The sequence below is a fragment of the Helicobacter pylori genome, assembly GCA_008032935.1.
GTDB classification, from domain to species: Bacteria; Campylobacterota; Campylobacteria; order Campylobacterales; family Helicobacteraceae; genus Helicobacter; species Helicobacter pylori_CX.
In genome coordinates this window covers 1,208,797-1,226,885 of record CP032039.1, presented here as the reverse complement: position 1 = coordinate 1,226,885, position 18,089 = coordinate 1,208,797, and the positions used below count along the sequence as shown (strand labels likewise).

13 protein-coding genes and 3 pseudogenes are annotated in these 18,089 nt (G+C 40.3%); 10 read left to right on the top strand and 6 right to left on the bottom strand.

All coding sequences use genetic code 11. The features are described from left to right. Positions 1-10: 10 nt before the first annotated feature. The gene (locus tag D2C78_06105) at positions 11-532 is read left to right on the top strand and encodes an inorganic diphosphatase (protein ID QEF35473.1); all 522 of its coding nucleotides are present in this window, start codon (positions 11-13) and stop codon (positions 530-532) included. Here the strand turns inward: D2C78_06105 and D2C78_06100 are convergent. The 5 genes and pseudogenes from D2C78_06100 to D2C78_06080 form a co-directional block, all read right to left on the bottom strand. After that, positions 492-701 (bottom strand): hypothetical protein, encoded by a 210-nt coding sequence (locus D2C78_06100; protein ID QEF35472.1) that lies wholly within the window; start codon positions 699-701, stop codon positions 492-494. The genes D2C78_06105 and D2C78_06100 overlap by 41 nt on opposite strands. Further along, positions 676-2,924: pseudogene (locus D2C78_06095) on the bottom strand (endonuclease MutS2). Before D2C78_06095 ends, D2C78_06100 begins: the two are co-directional and overlap by 26 nt. Positions 2,925-2,935: 11 nt before the next feature. After that, complete coding sequence (locus D2C78_06090; protein ID QEF35471.1) at positions 2,936-3,301, bottom strand: hypothetical protein; 366 nt, start codon at positions 3,299-3,301, stop codon at positions 2,936-2,938. Next, on the bottom strand, positions 3,301-4,650 hold the full coding sequence (locus D2C78_06085; protein ID QEF35470.1) for a UDP-N-acetylmuramate--L-alanine ligase: 1,350 nt from the start codon (positions 4,648-4,650) through the stop codon (positions 3,301-3,303). Before D2C78_06085 ends, D2C78_06090 begins: the two co-directional genes overlap by 1 nt. Next, positions 4,643-5,769, bottom strand: a pseudogene (locus D2C78_06080) (succinyldiaminopimelate transaminase). Before D2C78_06080 ends, D2C78_06085 begins: the two are co-directional and overlap by 8 nt. Before the next feature lie 152 nt (positions 5,770-5,921). Between D2C78_06080 and D2C78_06075 the strand changes: the two are divergent. From D2C78_06075 to D2C78_06060, 4 genes and pseudogenes are all read left to right on the top strand, one after another. Then, entirely contained in the window at positions 5,922-7,001 is a 1,080-nt protein-coding gene (locus D2C78_06075) for a flavodoxin-dependent (E)-4-hydroxy-3-methylbut-2-enyl-diphosphate synthase (GenBank protein ID QEF35469.1), read from the top strand. A gap of 2 nt (positions 7,002-7,003) precedes the next feature. After that, positions 7,004-8,209, top strand: a complete 1,206-nt coding sequence (locus D2C78_06070) for a 2,3,4,5-tetrahydropyridine-2,6-carboxylate N-succinyltransferase (GenBank protein ID QEF35468.1) — start codon at positions 7,004-7,006, stop codon at positions 8,207-8,209. Between the two features lie 392 nt (positions 8,210-8,601). Further along, positions 8,602-9,278 (top strand): annotated as a pseudogene (locus D2C78_06065) (HP0628 family Sel1-like repeat protein). 218 nt (positions 9,279-9,496) lie between these two features. Continuing rightward, positions 9,497-11,545, top strand: coding sequence for a DUF262 domain-containing protein (locus D2C78_06060; GenBank protein ID QEF35467.1), 2,049 nt, complete (start codon positions 9,497-9,499; stop codon positions 11,543-11,545). Between the two features lie 168 nt (positions 11,546-11,713). On the opposite strand, the gene D2C78_06055 is transcribed toward D2C78_06060, so the two are convergent. Next, positions 11,714-12,298: a flavodoxin family protein gene (locus tag D2C78_06055; protein ID QEF35466.1), complete on the bottom strand. Its 585-nt coding sequence runs from the start codon at positions 12,296-12,298 to the stop codon at positions 11,714-11,716. A gap of 124 nt (positions 12,299-12,422) precedes the next feature. Between D2C78_06055 and D2C78_06050 the strand changes: the two genes are divergently transcribed. The 5 genes from D2C78_06050 to D2C78_06030 are packed head-to-tail and all read left to right on the top strand — an operon-like array spanning position 12,423 to position 18,089. Beyond that, positions 12,423-13,577 (top strand): Ni/Fe hydrogenase, encoded by a 1,155-nt coding sequence (locus D2C78_06050; GenBank protein ID QEF35465.1) that lies wholly within the window; start codon positions 12,423-12,425, stop codon positions 13,575-13,577. 9 nt (positions 13,578-13,586) lie between these two features. Continuing rightward, positions 13,587-15,323: a nickel-dependent hydrogenase large subunit gene (locus D2C78_06045; protein ID QEF35464.1), complete on the top strand. Its 1,737-nt coding sequence runs from the start codon at positions 13,587-13,589 to the stop codon at positions 15,321-15,323. 12 nt (positions 15,324-15,335) lie between these two features. Further along, on the top strand, positions 15,336-16,016 hold the full coding sequence (gene cybH, locus D2C78_06040; GenBank protein QEF35463.1) for a Ni/Fe-hydrogenase, b-type cytochrome subunit: 681 nt from the start codon (positions 15,336-15,338) through the stop codon (positions 16,014-16,016). After that, positions 16,013-16,549, top strand: a complete 537-nt coding sequence (gene hybD / locus D2C78_06035; protein ID QEF35462.1) for a HyaD/HybD family hydrogenase maturation endopeptidase — start codon at positions 16,013-16,015, stop codon at positions 16,547-16,549. The genes cybH and hybD overlap by 4 nt, the downstream gene beginning before the upstream one ends. 1 nt (position 16,550) lies before the next feature. Next, a complete protein-coding gene (locus tag D2C78_06030; protein QEF35461.1) occupies positions 16,551-18,089 on the top strand; it encodes a protein hydE in 1,539 nt (512 codons plus the stop codon).

The following is an 18,089-nucleotide window of genomic DNA, read 5'->3' as shown; positions in this document are numbered from 1 at the left end:
GGAGATTGCAATGAATTTAGACCAATTAGAAGTGAGCCATGACGCTGATTCTTTGTGCGTGGTGATTGAAATATCCAAGCATTCTAATATCAAGTATGAACTGAATAAAGAAAGCGGGGCTTTAATGGTGGATAGGGTGCTTTATGGGGCGCAAAATTACCCTGCGAATTACGGCTTTGTGCCTAACACTTTAGGATCTGATGGCGACCCTGTAGATGCACTGGTTTTAAGCGATGTGGCTTTTCAAGCCGGAAGCGTAGTGAAAGCGCGCTTGGTTGGGGTTTTGAACATGGAAGATGAAAGCGGAATGGATGAAAAATTACTCGCTCTACCCATAGATAAGATCGATCCCACGCATTCCTATGTCAAAGATATTGATGATTTATCCAAACACACTTTAGATAAAATCAAGCATTTTTTTGAAACTTACAAAGATTTAGAGCCTAATAAATGGGTGAAAGTCAAGGGGTTTGAAAACAAAGAGAGTGCGATTAAGGTTTTAGAAAAAGCCATAAAATCCTATCAAGGCTAAAGATTTTTAAGGGTTTTGACTCAATTAAGCGATAAAAACCCTTTTTCAACGCTCTTTTAAAAGGCTTTGTCCTCATTGGGTGCTGGTGTAAAATAGGGTAGTTTAAAGCGGATTTTTGTATTCCCCATAAAAAGTGCCAAAAACTACAATTTAACGATTTTAACCCCACTGCCGCCTAAATTAATGGGAGCGTCGCTAAAGCTCACCACTTTGGGGTGGTTTTTTAGAAATTCTTTCACGAACTTTTCTAAAATCCCGCTCCCCTTGCCGTGGCAAATAAGCACTTCTTCAAAGCCCCCTAAAAGCGCATCGTTTAAAAAAGCGTCTAATAAATCCAGGGCTTCTTCGCTGCGTTGCCCTCTTAAATCAAGGCGTAAGCTTGCCTTTTGGGGTTTAGGAACGATGGTTTTAGGGGGTTTGAATTTGTTTTTAGAGGGTTTTTGGATTTGTTTCAACCAACTCCCATGCGCTTTTAGGCGCATGCCAAGCTCGGTTTCTACCAAATAATAGCCCTTGTCTAAAATTTGTGCTATCAGCACGCTTTCATTTTTATAGCGCGCTTTTTCGTTAATTTGAAAGCTTGTTATTGTTTGTGGGATCTCTTGGTCTGTTTTATGCTTGTTTAAAATCTCGCTCGCTTTATGGATTTCTTTATGCATGGAGCTGGTATCTTTTGAAGCGACTTCGCTTTTTAAGATATTTAGGGCTTGTTGGTAGGATTTTTCCAATTCCAATTTTTTATTATGAAAGATTTCTTTTTGTTTTTCCATTTCTAAAAGCCATGCGTTTTTTAAATCTTCTTGCTCTTTTAAAGCGTTCTCTAAACGTTCATTTTTTTGCTTCAATTCCCTTTCTAACGCGCTGGAATTTTCAATCAAAACGTTCAATTTTTCCTTATCTTCGCCATAGAAGGCTTTCGCTTTTTCAATCAAAAAAGGCGGCACGCCATAGCGCAAAGCGGTTTCAAACGCATAGCTTTTGCCAATAACCCCCTTTAAAAAAGTGTAAGTGGGCCGTTCTTTTTCTTCGTCATAAAGAGCGGCCAGTAATTCCACTTCCTTGTTTTCTGCCATTAACACGCTCAAGCGTTTGTGGTGCGTGGTGATAACGATTTGGTTGTTTTGTTTGAGTAATTTTTCTAACAGGGTTTTATACAAACTGCTCGCTTCATCAGCGTCAGTCCCTAGCTCAATTTCATCAACGCCTAAAAGCATGTTTTCTTTGGATAAAAGAGCGCTAAATTGCTTCATTCTGCCTGCAAAAGTAGAGATATTGTTCGCGCTGTTTTGGGGGTCATTGATAATGGCGTGGATTTCTTTAAAATAGGGGATAATGGAATGATGGGCGTTGATTTTCATAGGAATGAGATGCTTGCTCAAAAAAGCCGCGCTTAAAAGCGATTTTAAGAGCATGGTTTTCCCGCCCGCATTCACGCCGGTAACAGCGAGCATGGATTTTTCAAACTTCAAATTTAAGGGCTTTGGCTCTTTTAAAATGGGGTGCGAAAAGTTTTCTAAAACCATTTTTTTTGTGTAAAGCTTGGCATGACAAATTCTAAATTATAAGCTTTAGCGAAATTAAGCCTGGCTTGCAAGCTGTCTAAAAAATCAAATTCTTTAAAAAGGAATTTTAAAAATAAAAGGTGTTTTTGCAAGCTACGGCTTAGAGTTTGACACATTTCAACAATACAGCAATCTATTTCATTACCAATTTGCGCGATTTTTTGGGCGATTTTTTGCGCGCTTTCAGGCAAGAGGTAGAAATAGCCATTAGCGCTCCTTTCTAGCACAACGCCCTTAATCGCGCTAGAAAACCCGCTCTTTAATAAAAGGCATTCATAACCATGCTTAAGGTGGCTTTGCGTATCCACTAAATAAGGGGCAAGCTCTTTAGAGTGGGCGTAATGGTGAATGATTTTTGCGCTCTCTTTTTTAAGGCGGTTCAAACTTTCATTCAAAGCGTCTAGGGTAGCGTTCGCCCCTTGTTTGATTTGCCCTTCATCATCCAATAAAGCGATCAGATCATTAAAAAAAGGGGGTAAAATAATAGCGTTAAGGCGTTCATGAAATTTTAAATGCGTGAAAGTTTTAAAAGCGTTTTGTAAAATGACAATGTAGCGCAATCGTTTGACAATCTCAAAAATTTCATCTAAATGGAGCGTCCCTAATTTGGTGAGTTTGATGACAATAAGATCGCTTTCTTTCACGCTTTTAGGGGTAGGCAAACCGATCGAATCCACTTCAGTTAGATAAGTGAAAGCTTGTTTGAGATCGTTTTCTAAAGCAATAGAATCTCTTTCTTTGGCAAAAAAGGTTTTAAAAAGAGCGATAAACTCTTTTAAATCCAGGCTTTCTTCTAGGGGTTTGGGTAGGGTATTATTATTATTCATCATTCATTGGGTATTCATTGGGGTTGGATTAAGGGATCTTTTTGAAGCGTCTGACAAGAATCCAAATCCACAAGAACGTCTTTCATAGGGGTTTGTTTTTTGCCTAAAAAGCTCAAAGTCCCGCTCACTAAATTAAAGGTTTGGTTATTGACTTTAATGCCTTTACACAACAAAGTTTCCCCCCTTAAAAACGCTCTTTGCAAAGCGATTTCTCGTTGGTTTTGTTGGTTTTGTTGGTAAGTATAAACGCTGATGCTCGCTCCTATAATCCCCACGATTAAAAAAGCTAAAATCTTTTGTTTGGGGCTAACTAAACCAAAATCCCTTAAAACTAAAAACAATAAAATCAGCGTTAAAAATAAAACAACCGCTGCACCCATTACATTTCGCCTCTCAATTGATAGGTAATATCCCCCGCTCCAAAGCCTATCACAAAGCCTTTTTCAATCGTTTCTACCACATTATCATTGACTAACAGCTCTAAAAAATCCCCCTTTTTACGCACCCTGTCTATAAAGGTGGGGTTATAATGTTTAAAATGGGCTTTCAAATCAATGTCTCTTTTAACTTCACTCGCGCTATAAACGGGTAAAATGATCAATCTGTCGCAATGCTCTAAAAAACATTTTTTAAATTCTTCTAAATTGTCCATTAAGCGGGAGTATTTGTGCGCTTGCCAGATCACAATAATTTTTTCTTGCGTGTCCAATAAGTTAGCATAAATCCTAGCGCTCTTTAAAGTGGCGTTAATTTCAGTAGGGTGGTGGGCGTAATCATCAATGAGGATGAGCGCGTTTTTTTGCAAAATATCAAAGCGTTTTTTAATGCCTTTGAAATTCAATAAATTATTTCTAATTTCTTCTAAATTCAATTCATCTAAAGCGCTTAAAATCGCCAAACTCGCATTCGTGGCGTTGTGTTCGCCTAACCCCCACACCAAAAAAGCCCCCAAATCTTTCAATTCAAATGAAGTGTAAGGCTCGCCGTCTTTTAAAATGTATTGGATATTATAAATGTCTTTTTTTTCTAAAACAATGGCGTCTTTAGAATAGCGGTTTAAAAAAGGATCTTCTTTATAAATCACTCTTTTTTGAGCATGGTCTAAAAAATATTCATAAGCGAAGAAAAAGCGTTCTAAATCGTGATCATAATGTTCCAAATGTTCTGGCTCTGTGTTAGGCACAATCGCACAAAAAGGGTTGGAAAATAAAAAACTTGAATCGCTCTCATCGGCTTCAAAAACCAAGCTATCATTCGCGCTCTCTCGCACATTGGAATCAAACTCTTTAGAATGCGCCCCAATAATCGCTCCAAAAAAGGGGCAAATCGCGCTCAACATGGCCGTGATACTGCTTTTTCCATGAGCCCCGCACACGCTAAAAACGCGCTTGTCTTTAAGGATAGAATACAAAGCGTCTTTGCGAGACAAAATAGGGATTTCTAATTCCTTAGCCCTTTGTATTTCGGTATTGTCTTCTTTGATAATGGCTGAATGAATGATGACATCTTGATGGTTAATCGCTTTTGGATCATGCGGGATATTAACCTCTACACCTAAAGCTTTCAAATACTTAACGCTAGGGCTTATGGCAATATCAGATCCGCTGATCTTAGCCCCTTGCGCTTTAAGGTATTTGGCTAAGCCTGAAATGCCAATCCCCCCTATACCGATAAAATGGATCTTGCAATCTTGTAAGTTTTTGAGTAAAACTTTTGGGGTTTCAAGCATGGTTTTCTCGATAAGTTTCTATGATTTCTAAAGGCTTTTCTAAAAGGGGGTGTCATAGACAAGGGCTAAACGCACGTAGTCAGCGCCGATATGATTACGCCCTAAATACAAAGCCGGTAAGGTAGTAATGCCTTCGTTTTGATAAAGTCTTTTAGCAAAATTTTCGCCATTTTGAACGGGCAGATACACATAAAAACTATAAGGATAAATGAGCGTGTCTTTAAAGATTTTTCGCGCCAGTTTCAAATTATTTGCATAAATATTGCGGAAAAATTCTGCATGCCTATCATCTAGCCAAGCCGCTTCACTAGCCTTTTGGATCGCATTAGCGCTCGTATAGCCTAAATAGGTGCGAAACGCTTTGTATTTTTCTAAAATGCTGCTATCCCCAGCGATAAAACCACTCCTTAGTCCTGGAGCGCTGGAGCGTTTGGAGAGCGAATGGATCACTAAAACATTTTTAAACGCTTCATTACTAGCTAGCATGCAAGCTTCTAAAAGCGAAGGGGGAGGCGTGTTTTCATAAATTTCACTATAGCATTCATCATTGATTAAAATAAAATCATGTTTTAAAGCGAGTTTGACCCAATTAATCAGCTCTTCTACAGAAAGGGTTCTTCCGGTGGGGTTGTTGGGGGAATTTAAGATCACTAAATCCACTTCTTGCAACTCTTTTTCATTCAAGCTTGGCGTGAAATCATTTTCTTTTACTAAAGGCATTAAAAGGCTTTTGGCTCTAGCGAATTGGGCTGATCCTTCATAGATTTGATAAAAGGGGTTAGGGTAGGCGATAGTGGGGTTTGGATAATCAAATAAAACAAAACTAGGGAAATTGAATAACACTTCCCTAGATCCTAGCGTGGAAACTAATTCGTTTTCTTTCAATTCTATCTTAAAACGGCGTTTAAAAAAACCCCTTTGAGCCGCTCTTAAACCCTCTTCAAACGCGCTTTTAGGGTAGATATTGAGCGAATGGGTGTGCTGTTTGAGAGCGTCTTGAATGAATTTGGGCGTTTCAAATCGCGGCTCGCCGATGCCTAAATCCAACCCCTTTTTTTTAGGGGTGATCTCTTTAAACAAGGCTCTTAATCGTTCAAAAGGATAAGGCTCAAAAGTCATAGGGCTACTTTAATTTAAAATGGAATGGTTAATCTTATCTAAAATTTAAGCGTTTATCATTGAAAGCGCTAAAAAAGAGCGAAAGAGAACATAAAAGAGAGAGCATAAAAGAGTATAATAGCGCATAAGAATTTAACTGATGAAGAGGTTTGATGCTAGAAAACAGAGTTAAGACCAAGCAAATTTTTATCGGTGGCGTCGCCATAGGGGGTGATGCTCCCATAAGCACGCAAAGCATGACCTTTAGTAAAACCGCTGATATTGAAAGCACTAAAAATCAAATTGACCGACTCAAACTTGCTGGGGCTGATTTAGTGAGGGTGGCGGTGAGTAATGAAAAGGACGCCCTAGCCTTAAAAGAATTGAAAAAAGCGTCTCCTTTGCCTTTAATCGCTGATATTCATTTCCATTATAAATTCGCTCTCATTGCCGCTCAAAGCGTGGATGCGATCAGGATTAACCCCGGAAACATCGGCTCTAAAGACAAAATTAAAGCGGTGGTTGATGCTTGTAAAGAAAAAAACATTCCCATAAGAATTGGCGTGAATGCCGGGAGTTTAGAAAAGCAATTTGATCAAAAATACGGGCCGACCCCAAAAGGCATGGTAGAAAGCGCTTTGTATAACGCCAAACTTTTAGAAGATTTGGATTTTACCAATTTTAAGATTTCTTTAAAAGCGAGCGATGTGATTCGCACCATAGAAGCTTACAGGATGCTTCGCCCTCTTGTGATCTATCCTTTCCATTTGGGGGTTACGGAGGCGGGGAATCTTTTTAGCTCCAGTATCAAATCCGCTATGGCTTTAGGGGGGCTTTTAATGGAGGGCATTGGGGATACGATGCGCGTATCCATCACAGGGGAGTTAGAAAATGAAATCAAAGTGGCTAGAGCGATTTTACGCCATAGCGGGCGTTTGAAAGAAGGGATTAATTGGATTTCTTGTCCCACTTGCGGGAGGATTGAAGCCAATTTAGTGGATATGGCGAGCAAGGTAGAAAAACGCCTAAGCCACATTAAAACCCCTTTAGACATTAGCGTGATGGGTTGCGTGGTGAACGCTTTAGGTGAAGCCAAGCATGCAGACATGGCGATCGCTTTTGGGAATCGCAGCGGTTTGATCATCAAAGAGGGTAAGGTCATTCACAAACTGGCTGAAAAGGATTTGTTTGAAACTTTTGTCATAGAAGTGGAAAATTTAGCTAAAGAAAGAGAAAAGAGTTTAAAGGATTAGGCATGATCAATAAGTTTAAAAATTTTGTGAGCAACTACCAGCAATCTAACCACTATAAAGAGCCTTTAGGCTTTGGCATTGCCAGAGTGGATATTGCCCCTATTTCCAAAAAGATTTTATGCGCCACTTACCCCGTTTTGAACTGGAAAGAGGAAAATCTAGGCTCTTATGCGGTGTTTTGCAATTCGCTTTCTAAAGACAAAATCCTAAAAGAGAGCGCGAGCGAGCGCGTCGTTGAGATTGATGAAAGTTTTGTGTTAAAAGCGCTAGATTTTTATACGCCCTTTTTGAATGAAGCCTACTCTAATAAAATGGCTCATAAAAACATTCAAGTGGTTTTAGAGCTTTTAAAGGCTTTAGAAGAAAATCGTTTGAAAAATAATAATGGGGAGTCTCTTTATCGCTTGGTGATCTTGTATGAAGATAAGCCTTGCGAGAGCGTGGAGAGCGCATATATGAAACTTTTAGCGCTCTCTTTAGGGAAAGCCCCTTTGAGGAGTTTGAATTTAGAGGGTATTTTTAACCAGCTTTCTAATGCGGCTTGGAGCGGTAACAAGCCTTATGAATTAGAATGGCTCAGAATAAACGAAGTGGCTTTAAAAATGCGAGGCCATTTCCCTAGCATTGATTTTATAGATAAATTCCCGCGCTATTTGATGCAATTAATCCCTGAGTTTGATAATATCCGCTTATTGGATAGCTCAAAAACGCGCTTTGGGGCGTATTTAGGGACCGGAGGTTACACCCAAATGCCCGGGGCGAGTTATGTGAATTTTAACGCAGGGGCTATGGGAGTGTGCATGAATGAGGGGCGTATTTCTTCGTCGGTGGTGGTGGGAGCAGGCACTGATATTGGTGGGGGAGCGAGCGTTTTAGGCGTTTTAAGTGGAGGGAATAATAACCCCATTAGCATCGGGAAAAATTGTCTGTTAGGGGCTAATAGCGTTACCGGCATTAGTCTAGGCGATGGCTGTATTGTGGATGCAGGCGTTGCGATTTTAGCTGGGAGCGTGATAGAAATTGAAGAAAATGAGTTTAAAAAGCTTTTAGAAGTGAATAGCGCTTTAGAAAAACATGCCAACAACCTTTACAAAGGCAAAGAGCTTTCCGGAAAACATGGCGTGCATTTTCGTTCCAATAGCCAAAATGGTAAGCTGATCGCTTTTAGGAGCGTGAAAAAAATTGAGTTGAATCAAAACCTGCATTAAGGATTAAAAGAATGCTCAAAAAAAGTTTGTTATTGCTTGTTTTTTTAATCTTACAGCTTAGCGGCGCTGAAGAAAACAATCAAGCCCAAAAAAACACGCCTCCTGAGTTAAACCCCGCTAACGCTAAGGGCGCGCCAAACCCTAACACCCAAATCACCCCTAAAAACGATAACTCCAATCTATTAGACAAATTAGGGTCGCCTGAAAACGCTCAAACCGAGCTTTCTGCCGGTATTGATTTAGCTAAAAAGGGCGATTATCAAGGGGCTTTCAAGCTTTTTTCCCAATCGTGCGATAACGGCAATGCGGCCGGGTGTTTTGCGGTAGGGGCGATGTATGCTAATGGGGTAGGAATCCAAACCAACAGATTAAAAGCCGCTCGCTATTATGAAATGGGTTGCAGTGGGGGCGATGCGACCGCTTGCGCGAATTTAGCTCAAATGTATGAAAACAAGAAAAATGCGGATACGAACGATAAAGAAAACGCTTTGCAATTGTATGCGGTGGCTTGCCAAGGGGGGATATGCTCGCATGCAATAATTTGGGGTGGATGTTTGCTAATGGGAGTGGGGTCCCAAAAGATTATTACAAAGCGATAAGTTATTATAAATTTTCATGCGAGAATGGGAATGATATGGGGTGTTATAATCTGGGCTTGATGTCTAATGTGAATAATATTTATGGCATTGATAAGGCCAAGCTCAGTCAAGTGGATTTGAATTATTTGGCTTGTAACGCTGGGGATATGATGGGGTGCGCGAATTTAGGCTGGATTTATGCGAATGGGGATTTAGGGGCTCCTTTGAATAACCACTACGCGGCGAAGTATTTTCAAATGGCATGCGATGGGGGGATTTTGGGGAGCTGTAACAATTTAGGCGTGCTGTATCAAAAGGGCTTAGGCGTGCCTCAAGACGATCAAAGGGCTTTGGATTTATTCTCGTATGCATGCGATAATGGTTTTGAGTCAAGCTGTCGTAATTACGGGAATTTCAAAGAGCATTTATTGCGCGTGAACCCTAATTACGGGCGCTTGTTCATGCCATACAATTCTTATGATATACCCTAGTAGGGGTATTTTGAAATCATTCTCGCTCCCATTAACTAAACCCCCCTAAAGATCGCATTTTTAAGAGATTACTACTTGCTTTGCGCAAAGCTCTTTTATCTTTTTTTAGATAAATTCAGCCACAAATTGCGGTTTTTTCACAAATTTAAGCTATTTTTTTTTTTTTTTTTTTGATTTAATACTCGGTGTGATTTTAATCTTATTTAAAAGGAAAAGCGATGAAAGCGACACAAAGCACCGTTAACGACTTTTTTGCCTTAACAGGCACGATATTTTCTATCCCTGTATACCAGAGGAACTACACTTGGGAAGAAGAAAATTGTGAAAAATTACTGCAAGATATTGTCAGTATTTCACAAAATAAAAAAACGCATTTCATGGGTTCTATCACTTATATTTTGCATTTGATTGATGATGAAAAGAGCTTAAGACAACTGCAAGAATTTGTCATCATTGACGGGCAGCAAAGGATTACCACTCTCATGCTTTTGCTCAAAGCCATAGAGACCAAGATACCAAATGAAGGGATAAAAAAAGAGATTGATAATCTACTCAATCTTTCGGGACAAAGGCTGCGTCTCAAACCCATTAAAAGCGACAAAGAAGCCTTTGATTTAGTCATGCAAGACAGGTGGAACGAAATACAAGACACACCACACATCAAGGAAAATTATAAATTTTTCACCAAAGAGCTTGACGATTATATCAGCAAAGGGTATCGCATAGAAGAGATTTATGGGGCGTTTTTGCGGCTTAAAATCGTAGCCATAGGCTTAGAGTTGGGCGAAGACGATCCGCAAGTGGTGTTTGAAAGCATCAACGCTACAGGCGTGCAATTAAAAGGACTGGATCTCATCCGCAACTATCTGATGATGGGAGAAAATTCTGACAACCAAAATCGTCTTTATAAGACTTATTGGGTTCCTTTAGAAAATTGGCTTGGTGAAAAGGATTTGAACGATTTTATCAAAACCTACCTGAGAATCTATTTTGAAGATAAGGTAAAAGAGGGAGAGCGCGAAGTGTATTACACGCTAAAAGACCACCACAGAAAAAATTTCCCTAACGATATACAAGGTCTTATGAGCGATATGCGTGAGTATGGCAGAATCTATCAAATCTTTTTAGACAGAGATCATTATTTTTTAGATCGTGGGGACTCGCAGCAGTTAGCGAATTTACGCCTGCGCATTAAAGATCTCGTAAAAATCAAATTTGGCGTGGCAAAGCCCTTTGTTTTGCGTTGCGCCAGAGATTTTGAAGAAGGCAAGCTGGATTATGAAAATTTCTACGAAATTTTGCAAATCCTTATCAGCTACTTCGTGCGCAGGAGCGTGTGCGGAGATTCTACTGCTGTGCTTAACAAAGTTCTTTATTCTTTATACAGACAGCTAGGGGAAAATGTTTCAGCCGATGCGTTGAAGCGGTATCTGGGCAAGAGCGTTGGTCAAATGGCGTTCCCTAATGACGATAGAATTAAAGCGGCGTTTGCTGTTCGTAACGCTTATTCAGCAAATCAAGCGTGCAAATTCATCCTGCTTGAGATAGAAAAATTAAGTAACGCCGAACCGCCAAAAGAAGAGAATTTAGAAGTGGAGCATTTCTACCCCAAAACCCCCACACAAGAATGGCGCGATAGGGTGGGGGACTATTTCACTTTTGAGCAAGACTACCTCAATAATTTTGGGAATCTAACCCTATCAGGGCAAAATCAAAAGCTTGGCAACAGACCTTACGAGACAAAAATAGAGCTTATGGAACAATACAGCTCCTTGCATTTAAATGACTATTTCATCAATAACACCCATTCTTGGGGGATAGAGGAAGTGAGGAATAGGAGCGGATATTTAGCGGATCAATTTTGTCAAGTGGGATTGTTTAAAGATCTGCCCAAAGAATACCGCACCAGAGAGATCAGTAAAACCCTTGATGATGATTTAACTTCCCATAATCTTCAAAGCGTCAGACTCCCCAATCAGCGAAGGCAAATAGTAAGAAACGCTAAGGAATTGGCTAGCGCTGTCATAGACTACTTATTAGAAAACGCCAGAGAGGCCTTTGAAAGCTACACGGATGAAGCTCAAAGATACATTTGTTGGGATAAAGCAAAAGCGCAATTAAGGGATAGAGATGGCACTCTTGTTGTGCATTTTGAAAAATACGGATTCCACTTTGTCAGCAATGCGAGTTATCAAACGGTGGGCAGTAATCTTAGGGATCTTATCTTAGGCTGTGAGCTCAATCCCAAAGACTTTATTGTGGAATAAACATTGTGTAATAAACATTGTGGAATAAACATTGTGTAATAAACATTGTGTAATAAACATTGTGTAATAAACATTGTGTAATAAACATTGTGGAATAAACATTGTGGAATAAACATTGTGGAATAAACAAGCCCCCCAAAGAAATGGGGGGTTAAAAAAATTTTAAAATCACTTGCCAAAAGCTTGATGCAAATGCGTGGTTAGGGAGTTAAGATACTGCTCTACTTGGGGGTTTTTCACCACATCGTTGCAAATAAAAGTGGGCAATGCTGAAAGCCCTAAAAATTGGAACGCCTTATGCAAATGCAAATACACAACATCCACGCCCACCCCTTCAAAAAATTCACTAGGATCATTAAAGGCTTCAATGGGAGCGTTCCAAGTCAAGCTCAACATGTATTTTTTGCCTTGCATCAAGCCCCCTTTCCCATAGTTTTTAGTGGGGTTTTGCGAACTCCTGCCATCGCTAGCATAAAGCTTCCCATGCCCTGAAGTGAAGACTTCATCAATGTATTTTTTCACAATCCAAGGCTCGCCCATCCACCAGCCAGGCATTTGCCAAATCGTCGCATCAGCACTAACGATCTTTTCCACCTCTTGGCTATGATTATAGCCCTTATCCACGATCGTAGTATCCACTTCTAGCCCCAAAGACTCTAGAGTCTTTTTTGCATGATCAGTCAAAGTTTCATTGAGTTTCCCTCCAGAGCTCCCAAACGCTTTGCCCCCATTAATGATGAGTACTTTTTTCATTTTGTTCCTTTTTTTGATAATTATAAATTGCGATTATATCTCAAATTTTTAAAAAGCAATTAAATTGCGATTGTATTATTTTTATTATGTTAAGATAATGAAAATTTCTATTTAAGGAATGGCGATGTTCTACGATGAAAAAAAGACCTATCAAAAGATTGAAGAACGCCTTGATATAGTTCGTTCGTTTAACGCTCATAACGAGCATAAAAACTTGCAAGACGAGTTTAAGGGGGCGGGCATTTCCAGGCGTGATTTATTGAAGTGGGCGGGCATGATGAGCACAGCGTTAGCTTTGCCGGCTAGTTTTACTCCCTTGACTTTAAAAGCGGTAGAAGTGGCTAACAGATTGCCCGTGATTTGGTTGCACATGGCAGAATGCACCGGCTGTAGCGAAAGCTTGTTAAGGAGTGCAGACCCCACCATTGATAGCATCATCTTTGATTACATCAATCTAGAATACCATGAAACCATCATGGTAGCGAGCGGTTTTCAAGCCGAAAAAAGCTTGCATGACGCCATAGAAAAGCATAAAAACAATTACATTTTAATGGTAGAAGGCGGTATCCCCCAAGGCACAGAATACTTTCTCACTCAAGGTCCAAACGCTGAAACGGGGGCCGAAGAGTGCAGGAAAGCCGCCCAACACGCAGCGGCTATTTTTGCCATAGGCACATGCTCAAGTTTTGGGGGCGTGCAAGCGGCTTACCCTAACCCCTCTAACGCGCAACCCTTGCATAAAATCATTGATAAACCCGTGATTAACGTTCCCGGTTGCCCGCCTAGTGAAAAAAATATCGTAGGCAATGTGCTTTATTACTTGATGTTTGGGGCTCTCCCTAAATTGGATGCGTATAACCGCCCCTCTTGGGCTTATGGGAACAGGATCCATGATTTGTGCGAAAGGAGAGGGCATTTTGATGCGGGCGAATTCGTGGAGCATTTTGGCGATGAAAACGCTAAAAGGGGCTTTTGCTTGTATAAAATGGGCTGTAAAGGGCCTTACACTTTCAACAATTGCTCCAAACTCCGCTTCAATTCACACACTTCTTGGCCCATAGGTGCAGGGCATGGGTGCATAGGGTGTTCTGAGCCTAATTTTTGGGATACGATGAGTCCTTTTGAAGAGCCTTTAGCGAATCGTTCCATTAAAACCGCCTTTGACGGCTTAGGGGCTGATAAAGTAGCGGATAAAGTCGGCACGACTTTGCTCAGTGCAACCGCTATTGGCATTGTCGCGCATGCGCTCCTTTCTAAAGCGATCAAAAACAAAGAGTAAGGGATTAACATGTCAAAAAAAATCGTAGTCGATCCTATCACTAGGATTGAGGGGCATTTAAGGATTGAAGTGATCGTAGATGATGATAATGTGATCACTGATGCGTTTTCTTCTTCCACGCTTTTTAGGGGGCTAGAGACGATCATTAAGGGCAGAGACCCACGAGATGCAGGCTTTATCGCTCAAAGGATTTGTGGGGTATGCACTTATTCGCATTATAAAGCCGGTATCACTGCGGTAGAAAACGCTCTAGGCATCACCCCCCCATTAAACGCGCAATTGGTGCGATCTTTGATGAACATGGCGCTACTTTTTCACGATCATGTGGTGCATTTCTATACTTTGCATGGGCTTGATTGGTGCGATATTTTGAGCGCTTTAAAAGCCGATCCCATTCAAGCGGCAAAACTTTCTTTCAAATACAGCCCTTACCCTATTAATACCGGTGCCGGTGAATTAAAAGCGGTTCAAAAACGCTTGAGCGATTTCGCTAAAAGCGGATCTTTGGGGCCTTTTAGCAATGGCTATTATGGGCATAAAACCTATCGTTTAAACCCAGAGCAAAATTTAATCGTCTTAAGCCACTACCTCAAGCTTTTAGAAATCCAAAGGGAAGCGGCGAAAATGACCGCTATTTTTGGGGCCAAACAGCCTCACCCACAAAGCCTAACGGTGGGGGGTGTTACGAGTGTCATGGATATATTGGATCCGACAAGATTGGCTGAATGGAAGAGCAAATTTGAAGTGGTGGCTAATTTTATCAACCATGCTTACTACCCTGATTTGGTGATGGCAGGCGAAATGTTCGCTAACGAACCATCCGTTATCAAAGGCTGTGGTTTAAGGAATTTTATCGCTTATGAAGAAGTGTTGCTTGGGAAGGATAAATACCTTTTGAGTAGTGGGGTGGTGCTTGATGGGGATATTTCTAAATTACACCCCATTGATGAAAGTTTGATTAAAGAAGAGGTTACGCATTCTTGGTATCAATATGAAGACACTAAAGAAGTGCAACTCCACCCTTATGACGGGCAAACTAACCCGCATTATACCGGTTTAAAAGACGGCGAGAGCGTGGGGATTGAAAATAAAATAATCCCTGCTAAAGTGCTTGACACTAAGGATAAATATTCTTGGATAAAATCCCCCAGATACGATAGTAAGCCCATGGAAGTAGGCCCTTTAAGTTCCGTAGTGGTAGGTTTAGCGGCGAAAAACCCCTATGTTACTGAAGTGGCTACTAAGTTTTTAAAAGACACGAAACTGCCTTTAGAGGCGTTGTTTTCAACGCTTGGGCGCACAGCTGCAAGGTGCATTGAAGCTAAGACTATCGCTGATAATGGCCTTTTGGCGTTTGATGCGTTAGTGGAAAATCTAAAAAGCGATCAAAGCACTTGCGCTCCGTATCACATTGATAAAAATCAAGAATATAAAGGGCGCTACATTGGTCAAGTGCCAAGGGGCATGCTAAGCCATTGGGTGCGTATTAAAAACGGCGTGGTGGAAAATTACCAAGCGGTGGTGCCTTCTACTTGGAATGCAGGACCTAGAGATTCTCAAAATCAAAGAGGGGCTTATGAAATGAGCTTGATTGGCACTAAAATCGCTGATTTAACCCAGCCTTTAGAAATCATTAGGACTATCCATTCTTTTGACCCATGCATCGCATGCTCAGTGCATGTGATGGATTTTAAAGGGCAGTCTTTGAACGAGTTTAAAGTAGAGCCTAATTTCGCTAAATTCTAAAAAGGGTTACGCATGGATAAAATAAATAAGGTCGTTTTACACAAAGAGTATTCAGGTTTTGTGCGCTTTTTCCATTGGGTTAGGGCTTTGAGTATTTTTACTTTAATCGCTACAGGGTTTTACATCGCTTACCCTTTTTTGCAGCCTAATTCCAGCTTTTATAAAGGGGTGTATCTTTTACAAGCTTATGTGCGTTCTTTTCATGTCATGTTTGGGTTTTTACTCATTAGCGCATTAATCTTTAGAACCTATCTTTTTTTCACTAAAGAAAGCTTGATGGAACGCAGGAGTTTTGGCCAACTTTTAAGCCCAAAAGCTTGGATCGATCAGATGAAAGCGTATTTTCTTATCAGCGGCAAACCCCACACTAAAGGATCGTATAACCCTATCCAACTCGTGGCTTATTTCACTTTGGTTGTTTTGATCGTATTGATGAGTTTGAGCGGGGTGGTGCTCTATTATAATGTCTATCATGCGGGGCTTGGAGCGTTTTTAGCGAGTGCTTTTAAGTGGTTTGAAGCGCTTTGTGGGGGGTTAGCGAATGTGCGTTTTATCCACCACTTAGCGACTTGGGGGTTTATTTTGTTTGTCCCTGTGCATGTTTATATGGTGTTTTTCCATTCTATCAGGTATGATAGTTCGGGGGCGGATTCTATGATTAATGGCTATGGTTACACCAAAGAAAAAGAATGAGTCAAAAAATCCTAATTCTAGGCATTGGCAATATCCTTTTTGGCGATGAAGGGATTGGGGTGCATCTAGCCCACTACCTCAAAAGAAATTTTTCTTTTTTCCCTAGCGTGGATATTGTGGATGGGGGGACAATGGCCCAGCAACTCATTCCTTTAATCACTTCGTATGAAAAGGTTTTGATTTTGGACTGCGTGAGCGCTAAAGGCGTTGAAATAGGATCAGTTTATGCTTTTGATTTTAAGGACGCCCCTAAAGAAATCACATGGGCTGGGAGTGCGCATGAAGTGGAAATGCTGCACACTTTAAGGCTCACGGAGTTTTTAGGGGATTTGCCTAAAACTTTTATCGTGGGGCTTGTGCCTTTTGTGATAGGGAGCGAGACCACTTTCAAGCTTTCGAGCGAAATGTTAAACGCTTTAGAAACAGCCTTAAAAGCCATAGAAACCCAACTCAACGCATGGGGGGTTGAAATGCAACGCACCGATCATATCGCTTTAGAGTGTATCGCTGAACTCTCTTATAAGGGTTTTTGAATTGGTGTTTGTCTTTCTTTTTAAATGCGTTAATGAAAAAACAAGCTTGATTTTTACGCCCCTTTTAGAGCAAATGGCATGCAATTTGCAAGCGCGTTTTTATAGCGTTTATAAGGATAATACGACTTCTTTCTACCTCCAAGCGAGCGCTGAAACCACTTTAGAATTCGCGCAAAAATTAAGCGAGATCTTGCCCTTTTCTTTAGATTTTAGCTTTTTGTCTTTAAAGGAAATCACAGATCCTTTAGATGAAAATCTTTTCCAAACAACAAGCCTTTCAAAGCCCCTTTTTATGAACGCTAAAGAGCATCAAGATTTTTTAGATAAAAACGCATCTTTGTATGCCAATGCGTTGGGTTTTGTCAAAAACACCGCTTTTAAAGGAGACATAATCCATAGCCCTAAAGAGCTTATAGATTGCTTAACCCAATTAAAAGGCATGCTCAAAACACAGGATTTTATCCCTATTTTCACTTCTAGGGGGGCATTATCCCTTTCTTTAAAAAATCCCTCTCCAAGCGTTATTTTTAGCGATCTTTCTAGCGTTTTGAGTTGCACTAAATTGCCTTTAGAGGACGCTAAATATTTGGCCAGTTTGGAAAAACCCTCTATCAAAGCCCCATTAAAAAGCGTGTTTAAGGACACTTTCAAAAACGATGAAATCATAGCCCAACTGCCCTATGACCCCATATTGAATTTATTGTGCCATATTTTACAAGATGAGGGGATAGAATTTGTTTTTACGCATGAAAGCCATTCTTGTGAAGCGCTTTTGCATTATGAAGCGCTTTTTAAAACCCCTAAGCGTTTGATCACACCCACTAAAAAATTCGTGCTAGAAAATAATTTTTCTACCTTTCCCTTTAAAGATGAATTAGAGTTTTTAAGCGCAACCCCCAATTCTATCGTTTTGTATTTTAGTTTCAAGCACCCTACAAGGTTGTTATTGCATGCTAATGGTTCTTTAAAAACGCTTTTAAGCGTTAAATTTGATTTCAATCAAATATTTAATCTCCTCAAACAAGATGAAAAAGCCTCCAGAATGCTGCAAAACTACGCGGCTAAATTCCCTGATTTTTATGCGCGCCTTTTAGAGCTTTCTCAATACAATCTGGGGGGTGCGAATTTATTGGATTTTTTTTGCATTTTAGGGTTTGTTTTGGGTTATAGCGAAGATTTTTGCGCACAGAGCGTTATTTCTTTGGCTAAAGAATGCTTACGCCCTAAAGGCCCTAGGATTGATTATAAAATCCTTAAAGACGATTCTTTGAGAATGGCTTTAAACTTTTCAAAGATCATGCACAGCACGATGAGTTTCAGGCTCGCAGGCGTGGAAAATGAAATTTTGAGTTTGGGGATTTTGGATTCTTTAGCGGAGTTTTTAGGGAATTTCATTTGGGATAACGCGCAGAATTTTAGCGTCCAAGAAGTAACGATCGCTGGGGATTTTTTTGGCGAAAAAGTGTTTTTAGATTTGTTTGTGCAATATTTCCCCAAAACCTTAACCCTTAAAACGCATGCGTTTTTGGATTATGAATAA

Coding starts and splice junctions, on each gene's coding strand:
- D2C78_06105 (QEF35473.1), top strand. CDS start 11: ATGAATTTAGACCAATTAGAAGTGAGCCATGACGCTGATTCTTTGTGC.
- D2C78_06090 (QEF35471.1), bottom strand. CDS start 3,301: ATGGGTGCAGCGGTTGTTTTATTTTTAACGCTGATTTTATTGTTTTTA.
- D2C78_06085 (QEF35470.1), bottom strand. CDS start 4,650: ATGCTTGAAACCCCAAAAGTTTTACTCAAAAACTTACAAGATTGCAAG.
- D2C78_06075 (QEF35469.1), top strand. CDS start 5,922: ATGCTAGAAAACAGAGTTAAGACCAAGCAAATTTTTATCGGTGGCGTC.
- D2C78_06070 (QEF35468.1), top strand. CDS start 7,004: ATGATCAATAAGTTTAAAAATTTTGTGAGCAACTACCAGCAATCTAAC.
- D2C78_06060 (QEF35467.1), top strand. CDS start 9,497: ATGAAAGCGACACAAAGCACCGTTAACGACTTTTTTGCCTTAACAGGC.
- D2C78_06055 (QEF35466.1), bottom strand. CDS start 12,298: ATGAAAAAAGTACTCATCATTAATGGGGGCAAAGCGTTTGGGAGCTCT.
- D2C78_06050 (QEF35465.1), top strand. CDS start 12,423: ATGTTCTACGATGAAAAAAAGACCTATCAAAAGATTGAAGAACGCCTT.
- D2C78_06045 (QEF35464.1), top strand. CDS start 13,587: ATGTCAAAAAAAATCGTAGTCGATCCTATCACTAGGATTGAGGGGCAT.
- cybH (QEF35463.1), top strand. CDS start 15,336: ATGGATAAAATAAATAAGGTCGTTTTACACAAAGAGTATTCAGGTTTT.
- hybD (QEF35462.1), top strand. CDS start 16,013: ATGAGTCAAAAAATCCTAATTCTAGGCATTGGCAATATCCTTTTTGGC.